At 75.0% G+C, this 22,524-nt stretch carries 20 protein-coding genes and 1 pseudogene; 8 read left to right on the top strand and 13 right to left on the bottom strand.

The genetic code is table 11. The features are described from left to right. Positions 1 to 2: 2 nt before the first annotated feature. Positions 3 to 746 (bottom strand): response regulator transcription factor, encoded by a 744-nt coding sequence (locus HUT16_RS24865; protein ID WP_176190279.1) that lies wholly within the window; start codon positions 744 to 746, stop codon positions 3 to 5. 400 nt (positions 747 to 1,146) lie between these two features. Between HUT16_RS24865 and HUT16_RS24860 the strand changes: the two genes are divergently transcribed. From HUT16_RS24860 to HUT16_RS24840, 5 genes are all read left to right on the top strand, one after another. Further along, positions 1,147 to 1,875, top strand: coding sequence for an amino acid ABC transporter ATP-binding protein (locus tag HUT16_RS24860; protein ID WP_176192857.1), 729 nt, complete (start codon positions 1,147 to 1,149; stop codon positions 1,873 to 1,875). Positions 1,876 to 1,950: 75 nt separating this feature from the next. Further along, complete coding sequence (locus HUT16_RS24855) at positions 1,951 to 2,868, top strand: glutamate ABC transporter substrate-binding protein (protein WP_176190278.1); 918 nt, start codon at positions 1,951 to 1,953, stop codon at positions 2,866 to 2,868. A 39-nt stretch (positions 2,869 to 2,907) separates the two neighbouring features. Next, positions 2,908 to 3,558, top strand: coding sequence for an amino acid ABC transporter permease (locus HUT16_RS24850; RefSeq protein ID WP_176190277.1), 651 nt, complete (start codon positions 2,908 to 2,910; stop codon positions 3,556 to 3,558). Then, positions 3,555 to 4,382, top strand: a complete 828-nt coding sequence (locus tag HUT16_RS24845) for an amino acid ABC transporter permease (protein WP_176190276.1) — start codon at positions 3,555 to 3,557, stop codon at positions 4,380 to 4,382. The genes HUT16_RS24850 and HUT16_RS24845 overlap by 4 nt, the downstream gene beginning before the upstream one ends. A gap of 107 nt (positions 4,383 to 4,489) precedes the next feature. Then, the gene (locus tag HUT16_RS24840; RefSeq protein ID WP_176190275.1) at positions 4,490 to 6,163 is read left to right on the top strand and encodes an FAD-dependent monooxygenase; all 1,674 of its coding nucleotides are present in this window, start codon (positions 4,490 to 4,492) and stop codon (positions 6,161 to 6,163) included. Between the two features lie 66 nt (positions 6,164 to 6,229). On the opposite strand, the gene rny is transcribed toward HUT16_RS24840, so the two are convergent. From rny to HUT16_RS24815, 5 genes are all read right to left on the bottom strand, one after another. Beyond that, positions 6,230 to 7,633 (bottom strand): ribonuclease Y, encoded by a 1,404-nt coding sequence (gene rny / locus HUT16_RS24835; protein WP_254897976.1) that lies wholly within the window; start codon positions 7,631 to 7,633, stop codon positions 6,230 to 6,232. A 184-nt stretch (positions 7,634 to 7,817) separates the two neighbouring features. Next, positions 7,818 to 8,330, bottom strand: coding sequence for a regulatory protein RecX (locus HUT16_RS24830; RefSeq protein ID WP_176190273.1), 513 nt, complete (start codon positions 8,328 to 8,330; stop codon positions 7,818 to 7,820). A gap of 49 nt (positions 8,331 to 8,379) precedes the next feature. Further along, a complete protein-coding gene (locus HUT16_RS24825) occupies positions 8,380 to 8,811 on the bottom strand; it encodes a hypothetical protein (RefSeq protein WP_176190272.1) in 432 nt (143 codons plus the stop codon). Between the two features lie 4 nt (positions 8,812 to 8,815). Then, a complete protein-coding gene (recA, locus tag HUT16_RS24820) occupies positions 8,816 to 9,916 on the bottom strand; it encodes a recombinase RecA (protein ID WP_176190271.1) in 1,101 nt (366 codons plus the stop codon). 187 nt (positions 9,917 to 10,103) lie between these two features. Further along, on the bottom strand, positions 10,104 to 10,496 hold the full coding sequence (locus HUT16_RS24815) for a nuclear transport factor 2 family protein (RefSeq protein ID WP_176190270.1): 393 nt from the start codon (positions 10,494 to 10,496) through the stop codon (positions 10,104 to 10,106). A 135-nt stretch (positions 10,497 to 10,631) separates the two neighbouring features. Here HUT16_RS24815 and HUT16_RS24810 point away from each other — a divergent pair, with 135 nt between their 5' ends. After that, positions 10,632 to 11,075, top strand: a complete 444-nt coding sequence (locus HUT16_RS24810) for a MarR family winged helix-turn-helix transcriptional regulator (RefSeq protein WP_176190269.1) — start codon at positions 10,632 to 10,634, stop codon at positions 11,073 to 11,075. Between the two features lie 248 nt (positions 11,076 to 11,323). On the opposite strand, the gene HUT16_RS24805 is transcribed toward HUT16_RS24810, so the two are convergent. Beyond that, positions 11,324 to 11,791, bottom strand: coding sequence for a MarR family winged helix-turn-helix transcriptional regulator (locus tag HUT16_RS24805; RefSeq protein WP_254897975.1), 468 nt, complete (start codon positions 11,789 to 11,791; stop codon positions 11,324 to 11,326). Positions 11,792 to 11,927: 136 nt separating this feature from the next. Here HUT16_RS24805 and HUT16_RS24800 point away from each other — a divergent pair, with 136 nt between their 5' ends. After that, on the top strand, positions 11,928 to 12,893 hold the full coding sequence (locus tag HUT16_RS24800) for a zinc-binding alcohol dehydrogenase family protein (RefSeq protein ID WP_254897974.1): 966 nt from the start codon (positions 11,928 to 11,930) through the stop codon (positions 12,891 to 12,893). 70 nt (positions 12,894 to 12,963) lie between these two features. Here HUT16_RS24800 and HUT16_RS24795 read toward each other — a convergent pair whose 3' ends face one another. The 3 genes from HUT16_RS24795 to HUT16_RS24785 are packed head-to-tail and all read right to left on the bottom strand — an operon-like array spanning position 12,964 to position 16,258. Next, positions 12,964 to 14,394: an AI-2E family transporter gene (locus tag HUT16_RS24795; protein WP_176190266.1), complete on the bottom strand. Its 1,431-nt coding sequence runs from the start codon at positions 14,392 to 14,394 to the stop codon at positions 12,964 to 12,966. 34 nt (positions 14,395 to 14,428) lie between these two features. Further along, a complete protein-coding gene (locus HUT16_RS24790; protein ID WP_176190265.1) occupies positions 14,429 to 14,623 on the bottom strand; it encodes a DUF3046 domain-containing protein in 195 nt (64 codons plus the stop codon). 39 nt (positions 14,624 to 14,662) lie between these two features. Continuing rightward, entirely contained in the window at positions 14,663 to 16,258 is a 1,596-nt protein-coding gene (locus HUT16_RS24785; RefSeq protein ID WP_176190264.1) for a S8 family serine peptidase, read from the bottom strand. Positions 16,259 to 16,408: 150 nt separating this feature from the next. On the opposite strand from HUT16_RS24785, the pseudogene HUT16_RS24780 reads away from it, so the two are divergent. Beyond that, positions 16,409 to 21,033 (top strand): annotated as a pseudogene (locus HUT16_RS24780) (ATP-dependent helicase). Between the two features lie 12 nt (positions 21,034 to 21,045). Here the strand turns inward: HUT16_RS24780 and HUT16_RS24775 are convergent. The 3 genes from HUT16_RS24775 to HUT16_RS24765 form a co-directional block, all read right to left on the bottom strand. Beyond that, the gene (locus HUT16_RS24775; protein WP_176190263.1) at positions 21,046 to 21,297 is read right to left on the bottom strand and encodes a hypothetical protein; all 252 of its coding nucleotides are present in this window, start codon (positions 21,295 to 21,297) and stop codon (positions 21,046 to 21,048) included. 51 nt (positions 21,298 to 21,348) lie between these two features. Next, the gene (locus HUT16_RS24770) at positions 21,349 to 21,717 is read right to left on the bottom strand and encodes a helix-turn-helix domain-containing protein (RefSeq protein ID WP_014138422.1); all 369 of its coding nucleotides are present in this window, start codon (positions 21,715 to 21,717) and stop codon (positions 21,349 to 21,351) included. A 316-nt stretch (positions 21,718 to 22,033) separates the two neighbouring features. Continuing rightward, positions 22,034 to 22,489 carry a CinA family protein gene (locus HUT16_RS24765; RefSeq protein ID WP_176192856.1) on the bottom strand — a complete coding sequence of 152 codons (456 nt, stop codon included), beginning with the start codon at positions 22,487 to 22,489 and terminating at the stop codon, positions 22,034 to 22,036. Between the last annotated feature and the right edge of the window lie 35 nt (positions 22,490 to 22,524).

The following is a 22,524-nucleotide window of genomic DNA, read 5'->3' as shown; positions in this document are numbered from 1 at the left end:
GGTCAGCGCTCCGCCGGGCCGCTGCCGGGGGCGGTGCCGTCGCCGCTCTCCGGCTGGTCGGGGGTCAGCCGGTAGCCGACGCCGCGGACGGCCTCGACCAGGCCGGGCAGGCCGAGCTTGGTGCGCAGCGAGCCGATGTGCACCTCCAGGGTGCGGCCGTTGCCCTCCCAGCCGGAGCGCCAGACCTCACTGAAGATCTGCTCGCGCCGGTAGACCACGCCGGGGCTCTGGGCGAGCAGCGCCAGCAGGTCGAACTCCTTGCGGGTGAGCGGGACGTCGCGGCCCTCGACGCTGACCCGGCGGCGCTCGCGGTCGATCTCGATGCCGCGGGAGGCGAGCGGTCCGGCCGGTTCGGGGCCGTGCTCCTCGGTGGGCCTGGGGGTGCCGCGGCGGGCCACCGCGTGGATCCGGGCCAGCAGCTCGCCCATGTCGTAGGGCTTGACCACGTAGTCGTCGGCGCCGAGGTTGAGGCCGTGGATGCGGGAGCGGATGTCGGCCCGCGCGGTCACCATGATCACCGGTACGCCGCTGCCGGCCCGGATGCGGCTGCACACCTCGAAGCCGTCCCGGTCGGGCAGCCCGAGGTCGAGCAGCACCACCCGGTACGGGTCGCTGCCGTCCGGGACGAGCGCGTCCAGGGCCTCGTGGCCGCTGCGGGCGTGCCGGACCTGGAAGCCGTGCCGGCTCAGCACCGCGACCAGGGCGGCGGCCACGCGGTCGTCGTCCTCGACCAGGAGCAGGCGCATCGGGTCCCCTTTCCGGCGGCGTTCGTTCGGGCTGGCTCCGCGGCGCGGTCCCCGGGACCGGGCCATCCTGGCATCCATGCCCATTCGGCGTCACCCGGTCAACCGGGTCGCCCGGTCCGTTACCCAGCCGGTATCCGCTACCCCTCGACTACCCGGCGTAGCCGAACCGTGATCCTCAAGTTCAGCTCAGATCGGCTGACGAGGGGTCGTGTACCTGTCTAAAGTCGCCCCAGTCCGGGGGCCGAGGGCTCCGCCGGCTCCGGCCTCCGGACATCAGACGGACCATCACCGGCTGCGCGGCCCCCGCGAGTTGGCCCGGGTCCGGAGGACGAGGGAGCGAGCCGCGATGACCGAGAACAGCGCCGACCCGCAGCAGGCGGAGGGCGGCCGGACCACCCCGCTGGTGTCCATGCGCGGGGTGAACAAGCACTTCGGCGCGCTGCACGTGCTGCAGGACATCGACCTGGAGATCGCGCAGGGCGAGGTCGTGGTGCTGATCGGCCCGTCCGGCTCCGGCAAGTCCACGCTGTGCCGCACCATCAACCGGCTGGAGACCATCGACTCCGGCACGATCGAGGTGGACGGCCGCCCGCTGCCCGCCGAGGGCCGCGAGCTGGCCCGGCTGCGCGCCCAGGTCGGCATGGTGTTCCAGTCCTTCAACCTGTTCGCGCACAAGACGGTGCTGCAGAACGTGGTGCTGGCCCAGGTGAAGGTCGGCCGGGTGCCGAAGGACGAGGCCGAGCGGACCGCCCGCGAGCTGCTGGACCGGGTCGGCGTCGGCGCGCAGGCCGACAAGTTCCCCGCCCAGCTGTCCGGCGGCCAGCAGCAGCGGGTGGCGATCGCCCGCGCGCTGGCGATGGACCCCAAGGTGATGCTGTTCGACGAACCCACCTCGGCCCTCGACCCGGAGATGGTCAACGAGGTGCTGGAGGTGATGCGTTCGCTCGCCGCCAGGGGGATGACCATGGTCGTGGTGACCCACGAGATGGGCTTCGCCCGCTCGGCCGCCAACCGCGTCCTGTTCATGGCGGACGGCCGGATCGTCGAGCAGAACACCCCCGAGGCGTTCTTCACCGCGCCGCGCAGCGACCGCGCGAAGGACTTCCTCTCGAAGATCCTGCACCACTGAGCCACACCGTGATCTAGCGTCAGTTCGCATTTGCCCGGAGCCAGCGATGGCCCCTACCGAGGAGAGAACGACCGCATGAAGGCCCGTCGTACCGTAGCCGCCGCCCTGTCCGTGCTCGCCCTGACGGCGGTCGCCGCCTGCGGCAAGGACGGATCGCCCAGCTCGGACAGCGCCAAGAGCGGCTCGGCCGCCCCGCAGCTGCCGACCTACCAGGTGAACGCCGACGCCAAGCTGGACGGCTCGCCGGTGTGGACCGAAGCCAAGAAGAACGGCAAGCTGCGCATCGGCGCCAAGTCCGACCAGCCGTTCCTCGGCTTCGAGGACGTGCAGACCGGCAAGCGCAACGGCTTCGACATCGAGATCGCCAAGATGGTCGCCGCCGACCTCGGCTTCTCGGCCGACCAGATCGAGTTCACCACGATCAACTCCAGCGCCCGCGAGACCTCGCTGTCCGGCGGCCAGGTCGACTACTACGTCGGCACCTACTCGATCAACGACAAGCGCAAGGCCCAGATCGACTTCGCCGGCCCGTACTACATCGCCGGCCAGTCGCTGCTGGTGACCAAGGACAACACCGACATCACCGACAAGACCACCATCAAGGGCAAGTCGGTCTGCACCGTCACCGGTTCCACCTCGGTCGACAACATCAAGAGCTTCGAGCCCAAGATCACCACCTTCGACAGCTACTCGCTCTGCGTGGAGAAGCTGCTCACCAAGGAGGTCGACGCGGTCACCACCGACGACGCGATCCTCAAGGGCTACGCCGCGAAGAACCAGGGCAAGCTCAAGGTCGTCGGCGAGCCGTTCTCCAAGGAGCGCTACGGCATCGGCCTGAAGAAGGGCGACGCGGTGCTGCAGAAGGCGATCAACGACGCCCTCAAGAAGCACGAGGAGAACGGCGACTGGAAGAAGGCGTACGACGCCACCCTGGGCCTGTCCGGCTCCGACGCGCCGGCGATCCCCGACCTGGACCCGACCACCGCCGCCTGACGCCCGCCCCACCGATACCGAGAAAGGAGGGCCGCCGGCATGGGCATACCGTTCGAGGACGGCAACTTCTCGCTGTTCGCCCGCGGGTTCCTGGGGACGCTCGAACTGAGCGCGCTCAGCGCCCTGTTCGCCCTGCTGCTGGGCTTCGTGCTGGCGGCCTTCCGCGTCTCGCCGGTCCCGGTGCTGCGGGCCTTCGGCACCGCCTGGGTGACGATCTTCCGCAACACCCCGCTGACCCTGATGTTCTTCGCGGTGACCTTCGTGCTGCCGCGGCTGGACGTGCACATCAGCAGCTTCACCGCGGCGGTGGCCGCGCTCAGCATCTACACCGGCAGCTTCGTCTGCGAGGTGCTGCGCGCGGGCATCAACACCGTGCCGCTGGGCCAGGCCGAGGCCGCCCGCTCGCTGGGCATGGGCTTCGGCCAGACGCTGGGCCTGGTGGTGCTGCCGCAGGCCGCCCGGTCGGTGCTCGCGCCGATGGGCTCGGTGTTCATCGCGCTGCCCCGCAACTCGGCCGTCGCCGGCGCGTTCAACGTGTTCGAGCTGTTCGGCGTCCAGAAGACCCTGACCGAGAAGGGCTACGCCATCTTCGCCATCTTCTTCTGGGTCGCCCTGGCCTACCTGGTGATCAGCTTCTCGGTCGGCGCGGTCTTCTCCGCCCTGGAGCGGCGCACGGCGGTGGCCCGATGAGCGCCCGCACCGCCTCCGTCCTGTACGACGTCCCGGGCCCGCGGGCCCGGCGGCGGTACCTGCTGGCCGGCGTGCTCGGCGCGCTGGGCATCGCCGGGCTGCTCTGGTGGGTCGTGGCCACGCTGGCCGACCAGGGCCAGTTCGACGGCGCGCTGTGGGAGTCCTTCGAGTACAACACCGTCCAGCAGCGCATCCTCGACGGCGTGCTGGCCACCCTGAAGGCCTTCGGCCTGGCCGCGGTCGGCTCGTTGGTGCTCGGCGTCCTGCTCGCCGCCGGCCGGCTCTCCGACCACCGGCCGGTGCGCGCGGTGTCCACCGCGGTGGTCCAGTTCTTCCGGGCCATGCCGCTGGTGATCATGATCTTCGCGCTGTACCAGGCGGTGTTCACCTCCGAACCGATGTGGGGCCTGGTCCTCGGCCTGGTGCTGTACAACGGCGCCGTGCAGGCCGAGATCATCCGCTCCGGCATCAACGCCGTCCCGCGCGGCCAGGGCGAGGCCGCGTACGCGCTGGGCCTGCGCAAGACCCAGGTGATGAGCCTGGTGCTCGTCCCGCAGTCGGTCCGGGCGATGCTGCCCGCGATCATCGGCCAGTTGGTCGTCACGCTCAAGGACACCTCGCTCGGCTACATCATCACGTACCCGGAGCTGCTGTTCGTCGGCAAGTGGATCGCCTCCAACTCCGACGGCTACCCGTACATCCCGGTCGTCCTGGTGATCACCCCGATCTACATCGCGATGTGCCTCGCGCTCAGCGGCCTGGCCCGCTGGATCGAGTCCCGCGGCCGCCGCGGCGCGAACCGGCGCGGCACATCCGCTGCTTGACGGACACCCAGGTGATCTGTTGCATTGCTCTTCGTGACACCACCTGGGACCTCCCACCCGGCATATGACGCACCGGCGGCCGAAGCCGCCCGCCCGAAGGCCCCGGCATGGACGCGGTGATCATCGTCGGGGCCGGGCCGGTCGGCCTCGCCCTGGCGCTCGCCCTGGCCCGCAACGAAGTCCCCAGCACCGTCCTGGACGAGGGCACCGGCGTCAGCGCCGAGAGCCCCCGCACCGTCGTGCTCGGCGGCGACACCGCCGCCTTCCTGGCCCGGATCGGCTACACCAGGGTCGTCTCCGACGCGGCCCGCTGGGACGCCTTCACCATCTGGCGCCGCCGCGCCGAGGTGCTGCGCCTGCCGCTGGACGGCGAGCCCGTCCTGCACCTCGCCCAGCACCGCCTGCAGCGCGGCCTGCGCGACGCCGTCGCCGCCACCCCGCTGATCCGGCTGCTGCCGCGCCACCAGGTGGTCGAACTCGCCCAGGACCGCGACGGGGTGACGGTGCGCACCACCTCCGCCGGCCAGGACGCCTGGTGGCGCGGCAGCCACCTGGTCGGCTGCGACGGCGCCCGCTCCACCGTCCGCAAGCTGCTCAAGGTCCGCTTCCCCGGCCGTCCCGCCGTCGACCGGCACGCCGTCGCCACCGTCCGGGTCGACCTGCCCTTCCCCGGCGAGGCCCGGCTGCACCGCGAACCCCCGTGGCGCGGCGACCGCGAGGCCTCCGCCCGCCCGCTGCCCGACGGCCTGTGGCGGCTCGACTGGCGGCTGCCCCCCGGCCGCCCCCAGCCCACCGAGCCGGTCGACCCGCACGCCACCTGGCCCGGCATCGTCACCGGCGACACCCTGCTCACCCGGGTCACCTCGGCGCTCACCGGCTGGTGCGGCGAACTCCCGCCCCACCAACTGCTCGCCGCCGCCGACCACACCTACCAGCAGCGGCTGGCCGCCCGCTTCCGCACCGGCCGCGGCTTCCTGGCCGGCGACGCCGCCCACCTGCACGGCGCGCTCGGCATGCAGAACCTCGCCGACGGCCTGCGCGACGCCGACAACCTGGCCTGGCGGCTCGCCCTCGCCTGGCACCTGCCGCCCGGCGGCGACCGCGCCGACCGCGCCCTGCTCGACGGCTACGAGGCCGAGCGCCGCGGCGCGGTCGGCGCCCGGCTGCGCGCCGTCGACCAGAGCATGCCGCTGCTGCGACCGCTGCGCGGCTGGGCCGAGACCCGGCGCTCGCTGCTGTCCGGCTCCTTCCGCAAGCACGCCCCGCTGCTCGCCGACGGCCAGCTCGGCACCGGCCGCTTCGGCGGCGCCCCCGCCTACCCGGCCGCGCCCTCCGGCGTCGTCCACCGCGTCCCCGAGCAGCGCGGCTCCGGCCGCGGCACCTCGCTCACCGAGCAGCTCCCGGCGACCGCCCCCGGCGTCCTGGTCCCCGACCTCCCGGTGGTCACCGCCGACGGCACCGCGGACACCCTCCGGGCCCGGCTCGGCGGCCCCTTCCTGCTGCTCCTGGTGGCGCCCGGCACCACCGTCTGGTCCGCCGAGCACTGGCTCGGCGCCGGTCTGATGCCCCGCCTCGCCGAACTCGCCGCCGCCCTCCCCGTCCCCGCCGAGGTCCTGGTCACCGACGGCTACCCGGGCGCCGCCCCGCACACCGTGCTGCTGGTCCGCCCCGACGGCCACCTGCTCGGCACCACCCCCGGCCTCCACCCCGAGACCCTGCACGCCCTCACCGCCCCGCTCACCCCCAAGCCGGGCCTGGAACAGCAGGACGCCAAGGGCTGACCGCGCCCGGGGCAGGACCGCGCCCCCGGCGGCCGACCGCCCGCCGGGGGCGCCCCGCCCGCTCCGCTACCGGGCGACCTCGGTCGCCCGCGACTCCCGCACCACCGTGATCCGGATCTGCCCCGGGTAGGTCAGTTCCTCCCGCACCTGCCGGGCGACCTCCCGGGCGATCTCCTGGGCCCGCAGGTCGTCGACGGCCTCGGGCTGCACCATGACCCGGACCTCCCGCCCGGCCTGCATCGCGTACACCTTGGTGACCCCCTCGTGCGCCCGGGCGATCTCCTCCAGCCGCTCCAGCCGGCGCACGTACGCCTCCACCGACTCCTTGCGCGCGCCCGGCCGCCCGGCCGAGCAGGCGTCGGCAGCCTGGGTGAGCACGGCCTCCACCGTCTTCGCCTCGATCTCGCCGTGGTGGGCCGCTATCGCGTGCACCACCTCCTCGGCCTCGCCGTGCCGGCGGGCCAACTCCGCGCCGATCGCGGCGTGGCTGCCCGGCACCCGGTGGCTGAGCGCCTTGCCGATGTCGTGCAGCAGCGCGGCCCGCCGCACCGGCTCGGGGTCGACCCCGAGCTCGGCGGCCATCATCCCGGCCAGGTGCGCCGACTCCACCAGGTGCCCGAGCACGTTCTGCCCGTACGAGGTGCGGTAGCGCAACGTGCCCAGCGTGCGGACCAGTTCGGGCGACATCTCGCCGCCCGCGCCGATCCCGACGGTCAGCAGCGCGTCCTCCCCGGCCCGCACGCACAGCCGCTCGACCTCGGCCCGGCTGCGCTCGTGCGCCTCCTCGATCCGCGCGGGGTGGATCCGCCCGTCGACCAGCAGCGCCTCCAGGGTGAGCCGGGCGCTCTCCCGCCGGACGGGGTCGAAGCAGGAGAGCTGCACCAGCCCGGGGGTGTCGTCGACGATCAGGTTGACGCCGGTGACGGCCTCGAAGGCGCGGATGTTGCGGCCCTCCCGGCCGATCACCCGGCCCTTCATGTCCTCGCTGGGCAGCCGCAGGGTGGTGACCACGGTGTCCGCGGTGTGCTCGGCGGCCAGGCGCTGGATGGACGCGGCGATGATCTCCCGGGCCCGGCCCTCGCCCTCGGTGACCGCCCGCCGTTCGATCTCCCGGACGGTCAGCGCGGCCTCCCGGCGGGCCTCCGACTCGGCGGCCCGGACGATCTCCTCACGGGCCTGCGCGGCGGTCAGCCCGGCGGTGCGCTCCAGCAGCACGCGGTTCTCCACGGCCTGGTCGGCGAGTTCGCCGCGCACCCGCTCGGAGTCGGCGGCGCGGGCGGCGAGTTCGTCCTCGTGCAGGTGCAGGCGGTGCAGCTCGGAGGTCAACCGCTCCTCGCGGCGGTCGAGTTCGGCCCGGCGCTGGCGGAGCATCAGGAAGCCGCCGGCCAGCACCAGCACCAGGGCGCCGATCAGCACTCCGGCCGCCAGCAGCAGGGAGGAACCCGTTTCGGTGCCCTGAGCGATGCCCATCCGGCCACTCCCCGTCCTGCTCACGCTGCCGCTGAGGCGACCTCCGCGATCGTCCTGCCACTGAGTGTGAGGCTAGGCCGAGGTTACGAAACGGTCAAGATGCGATCGAGAATTGGCTCCGACGATCTGATCACCGGTCATCCCATCGCACCATCCTCAAGCCCCGGCCGGGCGGGGCCCGCGCTCAGTCCTCCCCCTCCTCCGGCCAGTCCTCCGCCGTCTCGCCCTCGGCGTCCAGCGCCTCGCGCACCACCCGGAACGCCAGGCCCTCGGCGTAGCCGCGCCGGGCCAGCACCCCGACCAGCCGCCTGGTCCGCACGCCCCGCTCCAGCCCGGCGGTGGAGCGCAGCTTGCGCGCCACCAGCGCCCGGGCGGCCTCGGTCTCGTCGTCGGCGTCCACCTGCAGCAGGGCCCGCTCGGCGGTCTCCCCGGTGACGCCCTTGGTGCGCAACTCCTGGGCCAGTGCCCGCCGGGACAGCCCGCGCACCGCGTGCCGGGACTCCACCCAGGCTTCGGCGAAGGCGGCGTCGTCGATCAGGCCGACCTCCTCCAGCCGGTCCAGCACCTGCGCGGCGACCTCGTCCGGGATCTCCTTGCGGCGCAGCGCGTCGGCCAGCTGCTTGCGGGACTTGGCGGCCCCGGTGAGCAGCCGCAGGCAGACGTCCCGGGCGCGCTCCGCCGGATCGCCCTCCGGCACCGCGGCCCGCCCGCGCCGCGGCTGCCGGGCCTCCCGCGGCCCGTCCGCCTCATCGACCCGCTCCGTCCGCTCCGTCCGTTCGGGCCGCTCGGCCTTCGTCCGCCGCCGGGCGCGTGGCCGCTCCGCCGTCGGCGGCGGCGTCTCGGCAGCTCCCCAGCGCGCTGCGCCGTCGGCGGCGGCCGCCGGGCAGCTCGGACGCCCGGACCAGCCCGGGCAGTTCGGCCGCCGCGGGCTCCTCCGCCGCGGCCCGCGCCGGGCGCGCCGCCCGCGCGGTGCCCGCCACCGGCTGCGCGGGCTCCGCCGCCGCCGCGAACCAGTCCGGCGGGCCGACCGGCTCCGGCTCGGGGCCGGGCTCCTCGGCCGCGGCCGCGAACCAGTCCGGCGGGCCGTACTCGTTCTCGTCCTCGTGCCCGGAAACGCCCGCACCGGGCTCGTCCTCGGACGGGCCCGGTGTCGGGTGGTGGGTCTGGTGCGGTGTCAACGGATCAGCTCTTGGCGGCGGCCGCCGTCTTCTTGGCCGCGGCCTTCGCGGGGGCCGCGGCGGCCGGGATCTCCACGGCGGGGGCGACCTCGCCCTCGGCCTCGGGGGGCTTCGGGCCGATGCCCAGCTTGCCCTTGATCTTGGCCTCGATCTCGTCCGCCAGCTGCGGGTTGTCCTTCAGGAAGTTGCGGGCGTTCTCCTTGCCCTGGCCCAGCTGGTCGCCCTCGTAGGTGTACCAGGCGCCGGACTTGCGGATGAAGCCGTGCTCTACGCCCATGTCGATCAGGCCGCCCTCGCGGCTGATGCCGACGCCGTAGAGGATGTCGAACTCGGCCTGCTTGAACGGCGCGGCGACCTTGTTCTTGACGACCTTGACGCGGGTGCGGTTGCCGACCGCCTCGGTGCCGTCCTTCAGGGTCTCGATGCGCCGGATGTCGAGGCGGACCGAGGCGTAGAACTTGAGCGCGCGGCCACCGGTGGTGGTCTCCGGCGAACCGAACATCACGCCGATCTTCTCGCGCAGCTGGTTGATGAAGATCGCGGTGGTGTTCGACTGGTTCAGCGCACCGGCGATCTTCCGCAGCGCCTGGCTCATCAGGCGGGCCTGGAGGCCGACGTGCGAGTCGCCCATCTCGCCCTCGATCTCGGCGCGCGGCACCAGCGCGGCCACCGAGTCGATGATCACCAGGTCGATCGCGCCGGAGCGGATCAGCATGTCGGTGATCTCCAGCGCCTGCTCGCCGGTGTCCGGCTGGCTGATCAGCAGGGCGTCGGTGTCCACGCCGAGCTTCTTGGCGTACTCGGGGTCGAGCGCGTGCTCGGCGTCGACGAAGGCGACCATGCCGCCGGCCTTCTGGGCGTTGGCGGCCAGGTGCAGGGTCAGGGTGGTCTTGCCGGAGGACTCCGGGCCGTAGATCTCGACCACGCGGCCGCGCGGGATGCCGCCCACGCCGAGCGCCACGTCGAGGGCGGTGGACCCGGTGGAGATCACCTCGACCGGTTCGTTCGCCTTCTCGCCGAGGCGCATCACCGAGCCTTTGCCGAACTGCCGCTCGATCTGGGCGAGTGCGACCTCCAGGGCCTTCTTGCGATCCGTTCCTGCCATGGCTTCCACCCTCGGGTTCTGTCCTGTGCGCTTCATCGTCACCGACGCTAGCGCGTCCCACCGACAATCGGCCCCGGACGGGCTCGGCCTGTGGAAAACTCCGCGCCGAAGAGTACAAAGAACATACGTTCGATTCCAGTCTCGCACCTCAGCCGCCCCGTCTCCCGCACCGCCGCGCCGCACCGGCTCAGCGGGCGCTGCCCATGCCCCGGTCGGCCTCGGCCCCGTCCAGCAGCAGGGTGGTCTCCTCGATCCGGCGGAACCGGCCGTCCGCCGCCAGCTCGGCGAACACGTAGACCTCCATGCGCACGGTGGAGCCGTCGGCCTTGACCAGGTGCGCGGTGTGCCGGTCCGCGTAGCGGTCGCCGTCGCGCAACTCCTCGTGGACCTCGAACCGGCCCCCGGCGACGACGCCGCGCAGGTGGGCGATGTGGTCGACGAACTGCGCGCGGTCGGCCCACTCGCCGTCGGTGCGCTGGCGGTAGTCGGGGGCGAAGTGGCGGTCGGCGGCCTCGGCGACGGTGAGGTCGCGGTCGAGCAGGAGGTCGGTGAGCGCGGCCTCGATGCCGGTGCGGGTCATGGCGGGGTCCTTCCGTCAATACGGATCAAAATGCGTGCGCGGCGCACGCTTCTTCCGGAACTCTAGCCCAGATGCGTGCGCCGCGCACGCATCTGGGCCGAAAAAACGTGCGCCGCGCACGCTAATCTGGCGGGCATGGAGACCGAGACGGGCACCGCCATCGCCGAAGCACTCGGCGTCCTGCTCCGCCGCACCACCCGGGTCCGGCTGCACCGGCAGCTGACCGAGGGCCTCGGGCCGGCCCTGGACGAGCTGACCTACCCGGTCCTCAGCGCGCTGGCCCGCACCGGGCCGCACAGCGCCGCCGACCTGGCGCCCGAGATCGGACTGGACCGCTCCGGCACCACCCGCCGGGCCTCCCGCCTGGAGGAGGCGGGCCTGATCCGCCGCGAGCCGGACCCGGCCGACCGCCGCGCCCACCTGCTGGTACTGACCCCGCAGGGCGAACAGGCCGTCGCGGAACTCCGCCGCCGCCTGACCGACCGCATCACCGAGGGCCTCGCCGACTGGCCGCCGGGCGAGGCCGAGGACTTCGCCCGCCACCTGCGCCGCTTCACCACCGAGGGCCCCTTCGCCTGACCCGCCCGGCACCCCGCCGGGCCGCGGGCCCCGGCCCAACAGCCCGCCCCCGGGCCCCACTTCAGCACCCCCGGGGCCCGGCCACGCCCCGACACCCACCCCGGCCCGGGCCCCCGCGCCGCCACCCTCCGGAGCCCGGCTCCCCACCCCCGCCCCGCCCGGACGAGGCCGCGCCTCAACACCGCCCGCCTCAACACCGCCCGGCTCCACGTCGGCCGGCTCCACGTCCGCCGCGCCGCCGGCCCCGCTCAGCTCCCGCCCGGCCGCAGGTCGCCCCCGGGCCGCAGGTCGACGCCGTGCCGGTGGGCGTCCGCCGCGACGACCCGGGTGGCCAGTCCGGCCAGCAGGCGCCGCTCGTCCCCGGTCAGCGCCGCCGCGAAGGCGTCGATCCGCCCGGCGAACTCCGCCGCGACCCGCTCCGCGAGCTCCCGCCCCGCGGGGGTCGCGGAGACCCGGTAGGAGCGGCGGTCGGTGGCGCTGGCCTCGCGGACCACCAGGCCGCGGCGCTGCGCCCGGTCGACCAGGCCGGTGACCGAGGACTTGTCCAGACCCAGCAGCCGGCCCAGTTCCCGCATGGCGGGCGCGCGGTCGCGGAGCACGCCGAGCAGCCGGACCTGGATCATCGACAGGTCCTGCCGGGCCGCGATCTCGGCCAGGGCGCCGTGGACGAGGAAGGTGAGCTGGGCCAGCCCGTCGACCAGGCCGAGGTCCGCCACAGCGGCAGGGTCAGAAGCAGGAGCGGAGGCAGGCCGGGCGCCCTCGGAGGAAGTCATGGGCCCGATCATAGTTGAAAAGGTTTGCGCCACGTACTACTTTTGGTACGTGGCACAAACCAATCCCTGGAGGAACCCCGTGGAGATCCGCGCCGCCGTCGTCGACTCGTTCGACCGCCCGCCCCGCTACCGCCCCTTCGACCTCCCGGCGCCGACCGACGAGGACCACGCACTGGTCGACGTCCTCGCCGTGGGCCTGCACCCCCGGGTGCGCACCGGCGCGTCCGGGCGGCACTACACCAGCACCGGGCGGCTCCCGATGGTCCCCGGCGTCGACGGCGTCGGCCGCCGCGCGGACGGCACCGCGGTGTACTTCGTCGCCGACGACGACCTGGTCGGCCCGATGGCCACCCGCACCGTCATCGACACCCGCCGCAGCATCCCGCTGCCCGGGGGCACGGACCCGGTGCGGATCGCGGCCGCGATGAACCCCGCGATGTCGTCCTGGGTGGCACTGCGCCGCCGCGTTCCGCTCCGGCCGGGGCAGTCGGTCCTGGTGCTGGGCGCGACCGGCAACGCCGGGCGGATGGCGGTCCAGGTCGCCCGGCGCCTCGGGGCCGGCCGGGTGGTGGGCGCCGGCCGCGATCCGGAGCGGCTGGCGGCCCTGCCCGGCCTGGGGGCGGACGCGGCCGTCGCGCTCACCGCCGACGCCGACGCCACCGCAGCGGCCCTGGCGGAGGCCGCCGCCGAGGTGGACGTGGTGCTCGACTACCTGTGGGGCGAGCCGGCCGCCGCCGCGATGTCGGCCCTGCTGCGGGCCAGGTCGGACCGGAGCCGGACGCTGGACTGGGTGCAGATCGGCTCGGTGGCGGGCCCCTCGCTCGACCTGCCCTCGGTCCTGCTGCGCTCGGCCGACCTGCGCCTCCAGGGCAACGGCCAGGGCGCCGTCTCCACCCGGGCCTACCTGGCCGAACTGCCCTCCCTGATCGAGGAGATCGACCAGGGCCGGCTCACCGTCCCCGCCCGGACCGCGCCGCTCGCCGACGTGGAGACGGTGTGGACCGCCCCCGAGGCCCCGGGCGTGCGCACCGTCCTGCTGCCCTGACCGCCGCCGGGCCCCCGCGGCGGGCGGGGCCCTGCCGTGCCCGAGTCCGTGGTCCGGAGCGCGGAGCCGCTCACTCGCCGGGCGGGTCCTCTCGCCGCCCACGGCCCGCCCCGCCACCGTCCGCCCCGCCACCGTCGGAGCCGCCCGAACGCCGACCGCCGCCGTTCCCGCCACCATTCCCGCCGCGGCCCCCGTCGCCCGTCCCGCCGGAGACCATCCGCCGCAGCCGGCGCACGGTGTGCCGCCGCCGTTCGCGGCGCTCCTCGCCGCGGTCGATCCGCGGGTCGTCCTCGACCTCGTAGCGGCGCACGTACGTCCCGACGAAGCCCTGCAGCGTCGCGGCGACCGGGATGGCGATCAGCGCGCCGACCGCGCCGAGCAGGGCGGCGCCCGCGATCACCGCGCCGAACGCGACGGCGGGGTGCACGTCCACGGTCTTCGCGGTGATCCGCGGGTGCAGCAGGTAGTTCTCGATCTGCTGGTAGACGGTGACGAAGACCAGCACCCACAGCGCGTCCACCGGCCGCACGGTCAGTCCGACCAGCACCGGCAGCGCGCCCGCCAGGTAGGTGCCGATGGTGGGCACGAACTGCGACATGACGCCGACCCAGACGGCCAGCGCCGCCGCGTACGGCAGGTCGATGAAGGCGAAGAACGCCCAGTGCCCGAGGGTGGAGATCAGCGCGAGCAGCGCCCGGGAGTACAGGTAGCCGCCGGTCTTGGCGAGCGCGATCTCCCAGGCCCGCAGCACCTCGCCCTGCTTGGACGGCGGCAGCAGCGAGCAGACGGTGCGCCGCACCCGGGGGCCCTCGGCGGTGAAGTAGAAGGTGAACAGGCCGACGGTGAAGGCCTGGAACAGCCCGCCGATGACGGTGCCGGTGACGCCCCAGACGTTGTCGGCGGCCTGCTGGGCGTACTTCTCGATGGTGCCGGAGTCCTGGAGCACCTGGTGCTGGAGCTGGTCGAGCGACAGCTCGGTGTGGAAGGTGTGGTTGATCCAGTTGATCAGGTCCTGGAGCAGCTGCGGCAGCTTCCCGGCGATCTGGGTGATCTGGTCGACCAGCAGGGTGCCGAGCGAGGCCAGGAAGCCGGCCACCGCGAGGGCCAGGCCGATGAAGACCAGGAAGGTGCCGAGGCCGCGGCGCACCCCGCGGGCGGCCATCCGGTCGACGGCGGGCTCCATCGCCAGCGAGAGGAAGAACGCCACCAGCAGCATCACGAACAGGTCGATCAGCTGGTGGAAGGCCCAGTCGGCGAGCTGGAACAGCCCGAGGCCGACCAGCGCCAGCAGTATCGCCCTGGGCAGCCAGCGGGGCATCGCGCCGCCGCCGAGCTCGGCCCGGCGCAGCAGTCGGGCGGCCGCCGTCTCCGCGCCCCCGGCGTCCGGGCCCCCGGCGTCCGGGCCCCCGGCGTCCGCGGCCGCCACCGCGTCGGCGGCCCGGGCCGTGGTGCCGGGCGCGGTGTCGGGGGTCGGGTCGGGGGTCTCTGCGCTGCTCGCCACCGGGACAGTCTCACCCACACCGGGGCGGATAACCTCACCTCAGTTGCGGCGACACCCCCTGCGTGACGCAGACCACCCGCCAGACGTCCTTGGCCTCCCAGCCCGCGTCCAGCGCCTGCCGGACGGTGCGGCCGCCGAGTTCGCCCATCACGTGGTCCTGGGCGAAGGACTCCGCGTACCCCTCGCCGAAGTGCTCGTACATCCGTCGCCAGAACTCGGTCAGCCTCATGCGCCCCAGTATCGGCCACCGGGGGGCGCCGCCCGGACGTCAGCCGGCGGGCAGGGTGAGGATCCCGGCGCCGTAGTAGTCGCGGCTCTGGCAGCCGAACGGGAGGGTGCGCACGCAGGTGTCGGCGGCGGCCCTGGAGAGGGCGTCGGTGATCTGCCCGGGCCCCCAGTCGGGGTGCCGGGCGGCGACGACGGCGACGGCGCCGGTGACGTGCGCGGCGGACATCGAGGTGCCGGCCAGCGCGGCGTACCGGCCGCCGGGCCAGTCGGAGACGACCGCGCCCTGGGTGCCGCCGTCGGGGTCGCCGCCGGGGGCGGCGATGGAGACCTTGCCGCGCCCGTAGTTGCTGTACGCGGAGGGCAGGCCGTCGCGGTCGACGGCGGTGACGGTGACCACGCCGGGCAGTTCGCCGGGCAGCCGGATGCACTCGGTGCCCAGCTGCCGGTCCTCCGGCGGGCCGGTGGTGCGGTCGTTGGGGCTGCGCTGGTCGGTGCGCCCGGCGTTGAGGTCCTGGCCGTCGTTGCCGGCCGAGGCGACCACCACGGCGCCCTTGTGCTGGGCGTAGGCGACGGCCCGGCCGACGGCGGCGGCCAGCGCGGCCTGGTCGGCGTCCTCGGGGCAGTTGTACTTCCACGGGTCGGCGAAGTAGCTGTCGTTGATCGCGCGGGCGCCGTGGTCGGCGGCCCAGAGCATGCCGCAGACGATGTTCTCGGCGTAGTACTGGCCGAGCGGCCCGAGCAGCCGGACGGCGGCGATCCGCACGCCGGGGGCGACGCCGGTGACGCCGTGGCCGTCGCGGGCGGCGCCGACGATGCCGGCCACGTGGGTGCCGTGGCCGCTCTCGTTGATCGCGTCGTCGGGGCGCCAGGCGCCGCTGCGGGAGTCGGGGCGGCCGTCGGCGCAGGACGCGGAGGCGGCCGGGTCGACGGCGGCCCGCAGGTCGGGGTGGGTGTCGTCGACGCCGGAGTCCAGCACCGCGACGGTGACCTTGGACAGCTGCTGGGCGGTGGGCAGGACGGCGGCCCCGTCGGTGGACGGCACGCCCTGGTGCTCGGCGACCGGCGGGCGCAGCAGGGCGGCGGTGCTCCCCGCGGGGCGGTCGAGCGCGCCGATCATGGCGAGGTTCCAGTCGGAGCGCTCGCCGGGGTCGGGCACGGTGGCGGTGGAGTCGTCGGCGCCCTCGGCGGTGTCGTCGGCGGGCGCCGCGGCGGCGCCCCGGCCGCCCGCCCAGGTGCCGCTGCCGCGGCCGGTGTCGAGTTCGGCGCCGGCCAGCGGCCGGGGCGGCGAGGGCACCGGGACGGTGCGGGTGGCTCCGACGGCGGCTATCCCGGGGCGCCCGCGCAGCTTCTCGGCGAACTGCGGCCCGGCGTAGGCGAGCACCGCGCCGATCTGCGGGTAGTCCTGGACGACCTTGCCGCCCAGCGCCCGGGCCTGGTCGGCGGCGTGCTCGGCCCCCCGGGCGTCGGTGCGCTCGTCCAGCACCAGGTAGCTGAGGTAGGTGCCGCCGTTCCCGGTCACGTACGGGACGGCGCCGCCGAGCAGCAGTCCGGTGAGCAGCGTCGCGCCGAGCACCCGGACGCTGCGGCGCCGGCGGGTGGCGGGGGTGCTGCCGGGGGCCTGGCTCACCTGCTCCATCGCACGCTCTCCGCTCGTCAGGCAGGGCAGGACTCCGGGAATCGAGTCCGGTTCCTCACGATATGAGCGATTTGTACGATTTGCTGCACGGGATTGGGTCAGACGGTGACCGTTCCGTGACCTGTCAGCGTGTCGGGGCACCATGGGGTCATGGCCACCTCCGACGCTGATCCGCTGCAGGGTTTCGCCCCGGCCACCCGGGCCTGGTTCACCGGGGCGTTCGCCGCGCCCACCGAGGCGCAGTCCCGGGCCTGGTCCGCGATCGGGCTGGGGACGGACGTGCTGGTGGTCGCCCCGACCGGCTCCGGCAAGACGCTGGCGGCCTTCCTCTCGGCGCTGGACCGGCTGGCCGCCGAGCCGCCCCCGGCCGACCCGAAGCGCCGCTGCCGGGTGCTCTACGTCTCCCCGCTGAAGGCCCTCGCGGTCGACGTCGAGCGCAACCTGCGCGCCCCGCTGGCCGGCCTGCGGCAGGCGTCCGTCCGGCTGGGCCTGTCGGAGCCCGAGGTGCGGGTCGGCGTCCGCTCGGGCGACACCCCGGCCGCCGACCGCCGGAAGTTCGCCACCCACCCGCCGGACATCCTGATCACCACCCCCGAGTCGCTGTTCCTGCTGCTCACCTCCGCCGCCCGGGACGCCCTGCGCGGCGTCGACACGGTGATCCTGGACGAGGTGCACGCGGTGGCCGGCACCAAGCGCGGCGCGCACCTGGCGCTCAGCCTGGAGCGGCTGGACGAACTGCTGGAGCGCCCGGCCCGCCGGATCGGCCTGTCGGCGACCGTCCGCCCGGTCGAGGAGGTGGCGCGCTACCTCAGCCCGCAGCGCGGCGCGGCGATCGTCCGGCCCGGCGGCGACAAGCGCTTCGACCTGTCCGTGGTGGTCCCCGTCCCGGACCTGGCGGACCTGCCCGCCGCCCCCGCCGAGGAGGACGACCCGCAGCGGCAGGGCTCCATCTGGCCGCACGTCGAGGAGCGGATCGTCGACCTGGTGCAGGCGCACCGCTCGACCATCGTGTTCGCCAACTCCCGCCGGCTGGCCGAGCGGCTGTGCAACCGGCTGAACGAGATCGCCCACGAGCGGGCCACCGGCGCCCCGCTGCCCGCCGCGCACTCCCCCGCCGAGCTGATGGGCGGCTCGGGCGCCGCCGCGGGCGCCCCGCCGCTGCTGGCCAGGGCGCACCACGGCTCGGTCTCCAAGGAGCAGCGGGCGCTGGTGGAGGAGGAGTTGAAGGCCGGCCGGCTGCCCGCCGTGGTGGCCACCTCCAGCCTGGAGCTGGGCATCGACATGGGCTCCGTCGACCTGGTGGTGCAGGTCGAATCCCCGCCCTCGGTCGCCTCCGGCCTGCAGCGGGTCGGCCGGGCCGGCCACCAGGTCGGCGCCGTCTCGCGGGGCGTGTTCTTCCCCAAGTACCGCGGCGACCTGGTGCAGTCCGCCGTGGTCACCGAGCGGATGCGCACCGGCCGGATCGAGGCCCTGCGCGTCCCGCGCAACCCGCTGGACGTGCTGGCCCAGCAGCTGGTCGCGATCACCGCGCTGGACGTCCGGGACGTCGACGAGTTGCTCGCCCTGTGCCGCCGCGCCGCCCCGTTCGCCACCCTCCCGCAGTCCGCGTTCGACGGCGTGCTCGACATGCTGGCCGGCCGCTACCCGTCCGACGCCTTCGCCGAGCTGCGCCCCCGCCTGGTCTGGGACCGCGTCGCCGGCACCGTCACCGGCCGCCCCGGCGCCCAGCGGCTGGCCGTCACCTCCGGCGGCACCATCCCCGACCGCGGCCTGTTCGGCGTCTTCATCGCGGGGGCGGACCCCAAGAAGGGCGGCGGGAGGGTCGGCGAGCTCGACGAGGAGATGGTCTACGAGTCCCGGGTGGGGGACGTCTTCACCCTGGGCACCACCTCCTGGCGGATCCAGGAGATCACCCACGACAAGGTGCTGGTCACCCCCGCCCCCGGCGTCCCGGGCCGGCTCCCGTTCTGGAAGGGCGACACCCTCGGCCGCCCGCTCGAACTCGGCCGCGCCGTGGGCGCGTTCGTCCGCGAGATCGGCGCTCTGGAGCCCGCCGCTGCCACCGCGCGCCTGCACGCCGCCGGGCTGGACGACTGGGCGGCCGCCAACCTGCTCAGCTACCTCGCCGAGCAGCGCGCGGCCTGCGGCCACCTGCCCGACGACCGCACCATCGTGGTCGAGCGCTTCCGCGACGAGCTCGGCGACTGGCGGATCGTCGTGCACTCCCCCTTCGGCGCCCAGGTGCACGCCCCGTGGGCGCTGGCCATCGGCGCCCGGCTGCGCGAGAAGCACGGCCTGGACCCGCAGGTGATGCACGCCGACGACGGCATCGTGCTCCGGCTGCCGGACGCCGACCTGCTGGCCGACTTCCCCGCCGCGCTCCCCTCCGCGATCCCCTCCGCCGCCACCGCCCCGCCCGCCGACGAGGCCCCGGTCGGCGCCGACGCCGCGGTCTTCGACGCCGCCGAGATCGAGCAGCTGGTCACCGACCAGGTCGGCGGCTCGGCCCTGTTCGCCGCCCGCTTCCGCGAGTGCGCCGGCCGCGCCCTGCTGCTGCCCCGGCGCAGCCCGGGCAAGCGCACCCCGCTGTGGCAGCAGCGCCAGCGCGCCTCCCAACTGCTGGAGGTGGCCGCCGAGTACGGCTCCTTCCCGATCGTCCTGGAGGCCGTCCGCGAGTGCCTGCAGGACGTGTTCGACGTGCCGGGCCTGGTCGAGCTGATGGGAGACCTGGAGTCCCGCGCGGTGCGCCTGGTCGAGGTCACCACCCCCGAACCGTCCCCGTTCGCCCGCTCCCTGCTGTTCGGCTACGTCGCCCAGTTCCTGTACGAGGGCGACTCCCCGATCGCCGAGCGCCGGGCCGCCGCCCTCGCGCTGGACTCCCGGCTGCTGTCCGAGCTGCTCGGCCAGGCCGAGCTGCGCGAACTGCTCGACCCGCAGGTCCTCGCCGAGCTGGAGGCCGAACTCCGGCGGCTCACCCCCGAGCGCCGGATCAGGGACGCCGAGGGCGTCGCGGACGCGCTGCGGCTGCTCGGCCCGCTCTCCGAGGCCGAACTGTCCGCGCGCGGCGCCGAACCGCTGTGGGCGCTGGAGCTGGAGTCCGCCCGCCGGGCGATCCAGGTCCGGATCGGCGGCGTGCTGCGCTGGGCCGCGATCGAGGACGCCGGGCGGCTGCGCGACGCCCTGGGCACCCCGCTGCCGGTCGGCGTCCCCGAGGCGTTCACCGAGCCGGTCAAGGACCCGCTGGGCGACCTGCTGGCCCGGCACGCCCGCACCCACGGCCCGTTCACCGCCCAGGACGCCGCCGACCGCTTCGGCCTCGGCAGCGCCGTCGTCACCGGCACCCTGCACCGGCTCACCGCCGCCGGCCGCCTGGTCCAGGGCGCGTTCCGGCCCGACGGCTCCTCCACCGTCCCGGAGTGGTGCGACGCCGAGGTGCTGCGCCGGCTGCGCCGCCGCTCGCTGGCCGCCCTGCGGCAGGAGGTGGAGGCCGTCCCGCCGAAGGCGCTGGCCGCGTTCCTCCCGCAGTGGCAGCACCTGGCCGGGCACCGCCTGCGCGGCGCCGACGGCCTCTACCGGGTGGTCGAGCAGCTCCAGGGCACCGCGCTGCCCGCCTCCGCCCTGGAGAAGCTCGTGCTGCCCGCCCGGCTGTCCGACTACTCCCCCGCCCTGCTGGACGAGCTGATGGCGGCCGGCGAGATCGGCTGGTCCGGCGCGGGCGCGCTGCCCGGCAAGGACGGCTGGATCAGCCTGCACCTGCCGGAGAACGCGCACCTGCTGCGCCCCGAGCCGCTGCCGCTCACCCCGGGCCCGGTGCACACCGCCCTGCTGGAGGCGCTGTCCGGCGGCTACGGCGCGTTCTTCCGCCAGCTCGCCGAGCGCGTCCCGGACACCCCGGACGCCGAGATCGCCGACGCCCTGTGGGACTTGGTCTGGGCCGGGTACGTCACCAACGACACGCTGGCCCCGCTGCGCGGCCTGCTCGGCTCCGGCCGCACCGCCGGCTCCACCGCGCACCGCGCCCCGCGCGCCACCCCGCGCGGTCGCTACGGCGGCGCGGCCCGGGGCCTGGCCCGCCCGTCCTCCCGCACCGGCCCGCCGACCGCGGCCGGCCGCTGGTCGCTGCTGCCCGCGCTCGACGGCGGGCGACGGCGCGGGCCGCGGCCCGGGCGCAGGCCCTGCTGGACCGGCACGGCGTGCTGACCAGGGGCACGGTGGCCGCCGAGCGCGTCCCGGGCGGCTTCGCGGGCGTCTACCGGGTGCTGTCGGCGTTCGAGGAGCGCGGCCGGGCCCGCCGGGGGTACTTCGTCGAGGGCCTCGGCGGCGCCCAGTTCGCCATGGACGGCGCCGCGGACCGGCTGCGCTCGGTCAGCTCCCGGCTGGAGCGGGCGGGCGGCGAGGAGTGGTCCGCCCCGGGGGCCGCGCAGGGCCCGCAGGCCCTGGTGCTGGCCGCCGCCGACCCCGCCAACGCGTACGGCGCGGCCCTGCCCTGGCCCGAGCCGCCGTCCGACACCGCGGCCGCGCACCGCCCCGGCCGCAAGGCCGGTTCACTGGTCGCCCTGGCCGACGGCGAGCTGGTGCTCTACCTGGAGCGCGGCGGCAAGTCCCTGCTCGCCTGGGCCGAGGAGGGCCCGGCGCTGTCCGCGGCGCTGTCCGCGCTGGCCGGTCCGCTCACCATCGAGCGCGTCAACGGCCACCCGGCCCTCACCAGCCCCCTGGGCCCCCTGCTGGAGACGGCCGGTTTCCACCCCACCCCGAAGGGCTACCGGCTGCGGTAGCCGGGCGCCGCTTCACCCGTCCGAGGGAGCCCGCACCGCCCCGGGCGGGCCCGGCGGCTCCGGCACCGCCCGGCGCCGCGCGGCCGGCTCCGGCGGCGCGGTCCGGACGTGCACCGGGACCAGTCCCATCCCCCACCACCCGGCCGCGAGCATGCCGAGAGCGGCACCGCCGTGCATGGCGGTGCCGCTCACCAGCAGCAGTATCAGGCCCAGGCCGACCAGTGCCGTCGCACCGAACAGCAGCGCACTGCGCGCACTCCGCATCGTGGCCCTCCTTCGCCCGGCGTCCCGCGGTGCGGGACGGTCGAGGTCCGGTCAGGCCGCCACCACGTCCATCGCCGCCTTGGGCGCGATGGAACCGGACCGGTCGACACCGGGGGCCGGCAGCGGAACCGGTTCGAGCACCGGCCTCAGCAGATCACCCTCCGAGAGGGTGGCCATCGCCGCAAGTTCGGCGAGCGACAGTTCGTCGCTGACCTCCCGCATGACCTCCGACATCCGCACGTCGAGTGCGTCGCAGATGGCGGAGAGCAGCTCGGAGGACGCCTCCTTCTGACCCCGCTCGACCTCGGAGAGGTACCCGAGCGAAACCCTGGCGGCTGCCGACACCTCGCGGAGTGTGCGGCCCTGGCGCTGGCGCTGCCGACGCAGCACATCGCCAAGCAGGCGACGGAGCAGAATCATCGGTGCCTCCCTCCTCGGACTGCGGATCGAGATGTCACGACCCCACCGTACCGCCTTGCCAGCATCCCGTGCCGGGACCGGGGTCGTGTTCACTCTGGGCTGCAAGGCGCCCCCTCCCTGTATCTTCCCCTCCGGAGCCGTCGAACCACCCGTGACGGGCAGATGTCCGGCTCCGGACGCGCGGTCGACGCCGGGTCGACGTGATTCCCGCCCGGCCGGCTTCCGTCCGGCCGGAGCATCCGGTGTAACACGATCCACCGTCGGGTGCGGCGGGTTCACGGGTTTTCGGGCGCCGGGCCGGGGCTTTGCGCGAGGCTCAGCCCCCGTCGGCCGCCAGCCGCCGGAGCAGCAGCCCCAGCGCGGCCTCCACCGACTCCCGGCGGATCGTGTCACGCCCACCCGACAACCGGAGCGGGAGTGCTTCTGTTCCCGCCGGACCGGCGAGCGCGACGTACACGGTGCCGACCGGCCGCCCGTCCTGCGGGTCGGGTCCGGCCACGCCGGTGGTGGCCAGCGCCCAGTCGGCGCCGAGCAGGCGGCGCACCCCCTCGGCCATCTGCCGGGCCACCACCGGGTGGACCGGGCCGTGCACGTCGAGCAGGCCCTCGTCGACGCCGAGCACGGCGGCCTTGAGCTCGGTGGCGTACGCGGTGACCGAGCCCCGGAAGGCCGCGGAGGCGCCGGGGACGTCCACCAGGGCGGCGGCCAGCAGGCCGCCGGTGAGCGACTCGGCGACGGCCAGGGTGGCGCCGCGGGCCCGCAGCGCCGCCAGCGCCCGGGCGGCGGCGCCCCCGTCCCGGCCCGCCG

The sequence above is a fragment of the Kitasatospora sp. NA04385 genome (genome assembly GCF_013364235.1).
Lineage (GTDB): Bacteria > Actinomycetota > Actinomycetes > Streptomycetales > Streptomycetaceae > Kitasatospora.
Note: the sequence above shows the minus strand (reverse complement) of the source record. Positions and strands in the feature narration are given on the sequence as shown.

Excerpts from the sequence above, each read along its gene's own strand:
- HUT16_RS24770 (WP_014138422.1), bottom strand. The coding sequence starts at position 21,717 with ATGATTCTGCTCCGTCGCCTGCTTGGCGATGTGCTGCGTCGGCAGCGC.
- HUT16_RS24855 (WP_176190278.1), top strand. The coding sequence starts at position 1,951 with ATGAAGGCCCGTCGTACCGTAGCCGCCGCCCTGTCCGTGCTCGCCCTG.
- HUT16_RS24785 (WP_176190264.1), bottom strand. The coding sequence starts at position 16,258 with ATGGAGCAGGTGAGCCAGGCCCCCGGCAGCACCCCCGCCACCCGCCGG.
- recA (WP_176190271.1), bottom strand. The coding sequence starts at position 9,916 with ATGGCAGGAACGGATCGCAAGAAGGCCCTGGAGGTCGCACTCGCCCAG.
- HUT16_RS24845 (WP_176190276.1), top strand. The coding sequence starts at position 3,555 with ATGAGCGCCCGCACCGCCTCCGTCCTGTACGACGTCCCGGGCCCGCGG.
- HUT16_RS24790 (WP_176190265.1), bottom strand. The coding sequence starts at position 14,623 with ATGAGGCTGACCGAGTTCTGGCGACGGATGTACGAGCACTTCGGCGAG.
- rny (WP_254897976.1), bottom strand. The coding sequence starts at position 7,633 with ATGGGCATCGCTCAGGGCACCGAAACGGGTTCCTCCCTGCTGCTGGCG.
- HUT16_RS24850 (WP_176190277.1), top strand. The coding sequence starts at position 2,908 with ATGGGCATACCGTTCGAGGACGGCAACTTCTCGCTGTTCGCCCGCGGG.
- HUT16_RS24865 (WP_176190279.1), bottom strand. The coding sequence starts at position 746 with ATGCGCCTGCTCCTGGTCGAGGACGACGACCGCGTGGCCGCCGCCCTG.
- HUT16_RS24775 (WP_176190263.1), bottom strand. The coding sequence starts at position 21,297 with ATGCGGAGTGCGCGCAGTGCGCTGCTGTTCGGTGCGACGGCACTGGTC.
- HUT16_RS24840 (WP_176190275.1), top strand. The coding sequence starts at position 4,490 with ATGGACGCGGTGATCATCGTCGGGGCCGGGCCGGTCGGCCTCGCCCTG.
- HUT16_RS24810 (WP_176190269.1), top strand. The coding sequence starts at position 10,632 with ATGGAGACCGAGACGGGCACCGCCATCGCCGAAGCACTCGGCGTCCTG.
- HUT16_RS24815 (WP_176190270.1), bottom strand. The coding sequence starts at position 10,496 with ATGACCCGCACCGGCATCGAGGCCGCGCTCACCGACCTCCTGCTCGAC.